At 57.6% G+C, this 6,362-nt stretch carries 6 protein-coding genes; all 6 read right to left on the bottom strand.

From position 1 onward, the window contains the following. On the bottom strand, window positions 1-356 hold a 356-nt coding region (locus tag BLT01_RS15340), incomplete at its 3' end, for a hypothetical protein (protein ID WP_218123205.1). Window positions 357-412: 56 nt separating this feature from the next. Further along, window positions 413-1,708 carry a phosphopyruvate hydratase gene (gene eno / locus BLT01_RS13915; protein ID WP_092098780.1) on the bottom strand — a complete coding sequence of 432 codons (1,296 nt, stop codon included), beginning with the start codon at window positions 1,706-1,708 and terminating at the stop codon, window positions 413-415. Window positions 1,709-1,728: 20 nt separating this feature from the next. After that, window positions 1,729-3,261, bottom strand: coding sequence for a 2,3-bisphosphoglycerate-independent phosphoglycerate mutase (gene gpmI / locus BLT01_RS13910; RefSeq protein WP_092098778.1), 1,533 nt, complete (start codon window positions 3,259-3,261; stop codon window positions 1,729-1,731). Then, window positions 3,254-4,015, bottom strand: coding sequence for a triose-phosphate isomerase (gene tpiA / locus BLT01_RS13905; protein WP_092098776.1), 762 nt, complete (start codon window positions 4,013-4,015; stop codon window positions 3,254-3,256). The genes gpmI and tpiA overlap by 8 nt, the downstream gene beginning before the upstream one ends. Window positions 4,016-4,041: 26 nt before the next feature. After that, window positions 4,042-5,226, bottom strand: a complete 1,185-nt coding sequence (locus BLT01_RS13900) for a phosphoglycerate kinase (RefSeq protein ID WP_092098774.1) — start codon at window positions 5,224-5,226, stop codon at window positions 4,042-4,044. Between the two features lie 93 nt (window positions 5,227-5,319). Then, window positions 5,320-6,327, bottom strand: coding sequence for a type I glyceraldehyde-3-phosphate dehydrogenase (gene gap, locus BLT01_RS13895; RefSeq protein ID WP_092098772.1), 1,008 nt, complete (start codon window positions 6,325-6,327; stop codon window positions 5,320-5,322). Window positions 6,328-6,362: the final 35 nt, after the last annotated feature.

Genomic DNA, 6,362 nt, shown 5'->3' with positions numbered 1-6,362 from the left:
CAATTCAGCATCCCATATTGCAAATCCGCATCCCATATTGCAAATCCGCATCCCATATTGCAAATCCGCACCCCATGCGGCAAATCGGGAGGCCATATTGCAAATCCGCATCCCATGCTGAAATTCAGCATCCCATATTGCAAATCCGCATCCCATATTGCAAATCCGCGCGCCATGCTGCAATTCGGCATCCCATATTGCAAATCCGCGCGCCATGCTGCAATTCGGCATCCCATATTGTAAATCCACATCCCATGCGGCAATTCAGCATCCCATATTGCAAATCCGCATCTCATATTGCAATTCAGCATCCCATATTGCAAATCCGCTCCCCATGCGGCCCCCTCCAACCCCATTCAGCGAACTAGCCCCCGTCCAAATAGAAAAGACCGGCAGCCTGCCGGTCTTTCCCTTATTTCTTCAGGTTGTAGAATGCCTTGTTGCCCGGGTACTGGGCTGTTGCCGCAAGTTGGTCTTCGATGCGGAGAAGCTGGTTGTACTTGGCGACACGGTCCGTGCGCGATGGCGCGCCGGTCTTGATCTGGCCTGCATTGACCGCGACTGCGATATCGGCAATCGTCACATCTTCCGACTCGCCGGAGCGGTGGGAGATGACGGCGGTGTAGCCCGCGCGTTTCGCCATTTCGATCGCGTCAAATGTCTCGGTCAGCGTGCCGATCTGGTTGACCTTGACGAGGATGGAGTTGCCGACGCCTTCTTCGATGCCGCGGGCCAGCTTTTTCGTGTTGGTGACGAACAGGTCGTCGCCGACAAGCTGGACTTTGCTTCCGATACGCTCGGTCAGCATGCGGTGTCCGTCCCAGTCATTTTCGTCCAGCCCGTCTTCGATCGAGACGATCGGATACTTGTTGCACAGTTCCTCGTACCAGGAAACCATTTCTTCGGAAGTGCGAGAGATGCCTTCGCCCGACAGGTTGTACTTGCCGGATTCTTTGTCGAAGAACTCGGAAGAAGCCACATCCATCGCGAGAACGAGGTCTTCACCAGGCTTGTAGCCCGCTTTTTCGATCGCTTCCATGATGGTGGAGAGCGCCTCTTCGTTGGAGCCGAGGTTCGGAGCGAAGCCGCCCTCGTCGCCCACTGCCGTGTTCAGGCCTTTTTCCTTCAGAACCGCTTTCAGGGAGTGGAACACTTCCGCGCCCATGCGGAGCGCCTGGCGGAACGATTCCGCTCCGACCGGCATGACCATGAATTCCTGGATGTCGACGTTATTGTCTGCGTGCTCGCCGCCGTTCAGGATATTCATCATCGGAACCGGCAGCTGCTTGGCGTTGACTCCTCCGAGGTACTGGTAAAGCGGCAAGTCCAGGTAATCTGCAGCCGCGTGCGCAACGGCAATCGATACGCCAAGGATTGCATTGGCGCCAAGCTTGCCTTTGTTTTCTGTTCCATCCAGTTCGATGAGCGCCTGGTCGATCGATACCTGATCAAGGACCGAGTACATGCCCGACAGTTCGTCTGCAATGACACCGTTGACATTGTCGACAGCCTTCAGGACGCCTTTGCCGAGGTAACGGGACTTGTCCCCGTCACGCAGTTCGACCGCTTCGTATTCGCCGGTTGACGCACCCGATGGCACGATGGCGCGGCCATAAGCACCGCTGTCCGTAAAGACTTCCACTTCCACTGTCGGATTCCCGCGGGAATCGAGTACTTCACGTGCTTGAATATGGCTGATGATTGGCATTGCATTGACACTCCCTCTGATTAGAATAATGGTTTGCCTGTCATATCTTCCGGTTGTTCGACACCGAGAAGCTTCAGCATGGTCGGTGCCAGGTCGGCAAGAATGCCTTCCCGGAGCTCAAGCCCCTTTTCCGTCACGATCACCGGAACCGGGTTTGTCGTATGTGCGGTCATCGGACGGCCGTCGAGCGTGACGACTTCGTCGGCATTCCCGTGATCCGCCGTGATGATGGCGGCCCCGCCTTTTGCGAGGATGGCATCGACGACCTGCCCGAGGCATTCATCGACGGCTTCAATCGCCTTGACCGTCGGCTCCAGCATGCCGCTGTGCCCGACCATGTCGGGATTGGCGAAGTTCAGGATGATGGCATCCGTTTCGTCCCGTTCAATCACGCCGACGAGTGCTTCCGTGACTTCAAAGGCACTCATCTCCGGCTTCAGATCATACGTCGCAACCTTCGGGGAATCGATGAGGATCCGCTGCTCGCCCGGGAAGACCTCTTCCCTTCCTCCGCTCATGAAGAACGTGACATGCGGATACTTTTCCGTCTCCGCAATCCGGAGCTGGCGGAGTCCCGCCTCGGAAATCACTTCTCCAACTGTCTTTCTCAGATTCACGTTCGGATAGACGACCCGCGCCTGCCCCTCGAAATCCTCACTGTACTGCGTAAACGTCACATAGGTCAGGTCTGCCGGACGGCGATAGGTTGTGCCAAACCCGCTGAAGTCATCCGAAACAAACGCGGATGTCAGCTGGATCGCCCGGTCCGGACGGAAGTTGAAGAAGATGATCGAGTCGCCGTCGTCGACCGTGGCGGCCGGCTTCCCGTCTTCGCCGCCGACAACAAACGGGATGACAAACTCATCCGTCTCCCCCCGGCCATAGGCGGCTTCGACGCCTTCCGCGGCAGAGCGTGCCATAGCGCCCGTGCCGTCCGTGATGGCGTCGTAAGCGAGCTTGACCCGGTCCCAGCGCCGGTCACGGTCCATCGCATAATAGCGTCCGCTGACCGAAGCGAATTGGCCGACACCTGCTTCTTTCAGATGCCGCTCGGTCTCCTCGATATAGCCAAGAGCCGTTTTCGGCCCGACATCCCGTCCGTCCAGGAAGGCGTGCAGATAGACACGCTCCAGACCGTGCTGTTTCGCAAGGTCGATCAGTGCGTGCAAGTGGCCGATATGGCTATGGACGCCGCCATCCGACAAAAGCCCCATGATATGGAGCGACCTGCCCGGCTCTTTGGCGTTCCGGACGGCGGATAGGAGCATTTCGTTTTCGAAAAAATCGCCTTCCCGGATCGATTTGTTGATGCGGGTCAGGCTTTGGTAGACGATCCGGCCTGCACCGATGTTCAGGTGGCCGACTTCGGAATTGCCCATCTGGCCTTCGGGAAGGCCGACCGCCTCTCCGCTTGCCGTGAGTGTCGTTGTCGGAAACCCCGCATGGAAACGGTCAAAGTTCGGCTTGTCCGCCTGCGCGACGGCGTTGCCGGCCGTTTCGCTCCTCAGGCCGAAGCCATCAAGGATGATGAGCGCGACAGGGCGTTTATTCATGGCCCGCCGCCTCCGCCAGGGCGATGAACGATTCCGGCTCCAGGCTCGCGCCCCCGACCAAAGCGCCATCGATATCCGGTTGTGCGAGAAGTTCAGTGATATTTTCCGGCTTTACGCTGCCGCCATACTGGATCCGGATCTGTTCCGCTGTTTCTTGCCCGTATAGCTCCGCAAGTGTGTTGCGGATTTCGGCGCATGCCTCATTTGCCATATCGGAAGTCGCCGTCTTCCCTGTCCCGATCGCCCAGATCGGTTCATAGGCGATCACCGCACCGGCTGCTTGTTCCGCGCCGACACCTTCCAGCGCAGCGCGGACCTGCCCGGAAATTTTCTCGGCAGTCTTGTTGCTTTCGCGCTCTTCCAGCGACTCTCCGACACAGATGATCGGGACGAGCCCGTGGGCAAATGCGGACTTTACCTTCCGGTTGACCGACTCATCGGATTCGTTATAGTATTCGCGGCGCTCGGAGTGTCCGATGATGACGTACTTGACGCCCAGGTCCGCCAGCATCACCGGGCTGACTTCACCGGTAAAGGCTCCTTTTTCTTCCTCGTGCATCGTTTGTGCACCCACTGCCGGCATTTCGTCACCGGCACATTCCGCAAGGCTTGCCAAGAAAGGCGCCGGTGCGCAGATTACCGTATCCGCCCGGCCGGCATCCGGGAGCTTTCCTTTGACCGAGTCAAAGAACGATTCCGCTTCACCGAGTGTTTTGTGCATTTTCCAGTTGCCTGCAATGATCGGTTTTCGCATATCCGTTCCCTCCAATTTTTAGCCGTTCACTTGTCGTCCAGGGCAGACACGCCCGGAAGCTCTTTTCCTTCCATGAATTCAAGGGAAGCACCGCCGCCCGTGGAAATATGGTCCATCCGGTCTGCCAAACCAAACTTTTCGACTGCAGCAGCGGAGTCTCCGCCGCCGATGATGGTGTAGCCTTCTGTTTCGGCCACCGCCTGTGCGACTGTCTTGGTGCCTTCTGCGAAGGCCTCCATTTCGAATACGCCCATCGGCCCGTTCCAGAGGATGGTCTTCGACAGGCGGATGACATCCGCATACTCGGCCGCCGTCTCAGGACCGATATCCAACCCCATCCAGCCTTCAGGGATCGAATCGGTGCGGACGATCTTGGTCTCCGCATCCGCCTTGAATTCGGAAGCCACCACCGCGTCAGTCGGAATATGCAGCTTCACGCCCTTTTCCTCGGCTTTCCGGATAAACGACTTGGCCAGGCCGATTTTATCTTCCTCGACAAGCGAGTTTCCGACATCATGGCCCTGTGCCTTTGTAAAGGTGTAGGAAAGACCGCCGCCGAGAAGCAGATGGTCGACCTTATCCAGGAGGTGATCGATGACACCGATTTTATCCTTGACTTTGGCGCCGCCGATGATGGCGGTAAACGGACGTTCCGGTTCTGCCAACGCCTTGCCTAGGACGTCCAGTTCCTTCTCCATCAGCAGCCCGGAAGCCGCAGGAAGATGTTCCGCGATACCCGCCGTCGAAGCATGCGCGCGGTGGGCCGCGCCGAACGCGTCATTCACGTACAAATCCGCAAGCTCAGCAAATTGCTTCGCCAGTTCCGGTTCGTTCTTTTCTTCCCCTTCATGGAAGCGGACGTTCTCAAGAAGGACGACATCGCCGTCCTGCATCGATGCCACAGCTTCCTTCACCGTGTCACCCGTCGACTCCGGCAGGATCCGGACGTCTTTGCCGAGCAGCTCAGACAGGCGCTTGCCCGCAGGAGCAAGGCGCATGTCTTCGTTGACCTGGCCTTTCGGCCGTCCGAGGTGGCTGGCGAGGATGACTTTTGCACCTGAACCGGCCAGTTTCTCAATGGTCGGCAGCGCCGCGCGGATACGGGTGTCGTCCGTGATATGGCCGCCGTCAAGCGGCACGTTGAAGTCGACACGGACAAATACACGCTTGCCGGTGACGTCGAGATCGTTGATGGATTTTTTTCGGATCATGAAAACCCCTCCATAATTTTCCGTATGTAAAAAGGAACGGGGCATCCGTTCCAGGCCCCATTCCATTATAGTGGTTTCTTTATGGGAAGGCTATCAGATTCCTGCCTTCGACATGTGGACCATCAGGTCGATACAGCGGGCGGAATAACCGCTCTCGTTGTCATACCAGCTGATGACTTTGATCATATCGTCGCCGATCGCCATCGTCGACAGCGCATCGACCGTGGATGATGCCGGCACGCCGTTGTAGTCCTTGGAGACGAGCGGCAGCTCAGAGACGAAGAGGAGGCCCTTCAGGTCGCCTTCCGCTGCTTTTTTCATCGCCTCATTGACCTCTTCCGGAGTTGCCGGTTTTTCAAGCTGCGCCGTGAAGTCGACGAGGGAGACGTTCGGCGTCGGAACCCGGACCGCCATGCCGTCCAGTTTGCCCTTCAGTTCCGGAAGCACTTTGGTGACGGCGGTCGCAGCACCTGTTGTTGTCGGAATCATCGACTCCGCTGCAGCGCGTGCCCGTCGGTAGTCGCTGTGCGGAAGATCGAGGATCCGCTGGTCGTTCGTGTACGAGTGGACGGTTGTCATCAGGCCCTTTTTCACGCCGAATGTTTCATTGAGCACTTTAACGATCGGTGCCAGGCAGTTCGTCGTGCAGGATGCATTCGAGACGATCTGGTCCGCTTCCGGATTGTAGTCGTTTTCGTTGATGCCCATGACGAGAGTTTTGATGTCCCCCTTGCCGGGTGCAGAAAGGAGCACGCGCTTCGCGCCCGCTTCCAGGTGCTTGCCGGCCGATTCGCGGTCGCGGAAGACGCCCGTCGATTCAAGGACGACGTCGATTCCCAAGTCACCCCACGGAAGTGCCGCAGGGTCCTTTTCAGCGAATACGCGGATTTTCTTGCCCGCCACGATCAGGTGCTGTTCGTCGCTGCTCACTTCCTCGCCGAAGATGCCGTGTACGGAATCGTACTTCAGAAGGTGGGCGAGCATTGCCGCATCAGTCAGATCGTTGACCGCTACAATTTCCAGTTCCGGGTTATTCCAAGCCTGACGGAAGACCACGCGTCCGATCCGACCAAATCCGTTGATTGCCACTTTCAATGCCATATCTGAATCCCTCCGGTTTTTTTATCATTCACTCA

The organism is Bhargavaea beijingensis, from assembly GCF_900101985.1.
GTDB lineage: Bacteria > Bacillota > Bacilli > Bacillales_A > Planococcaceae > Bhargavaea > Bhargavaea beijingensis.
This window is presented reverse-complemented; position numbering and strand designations above follow the sequence as displayed.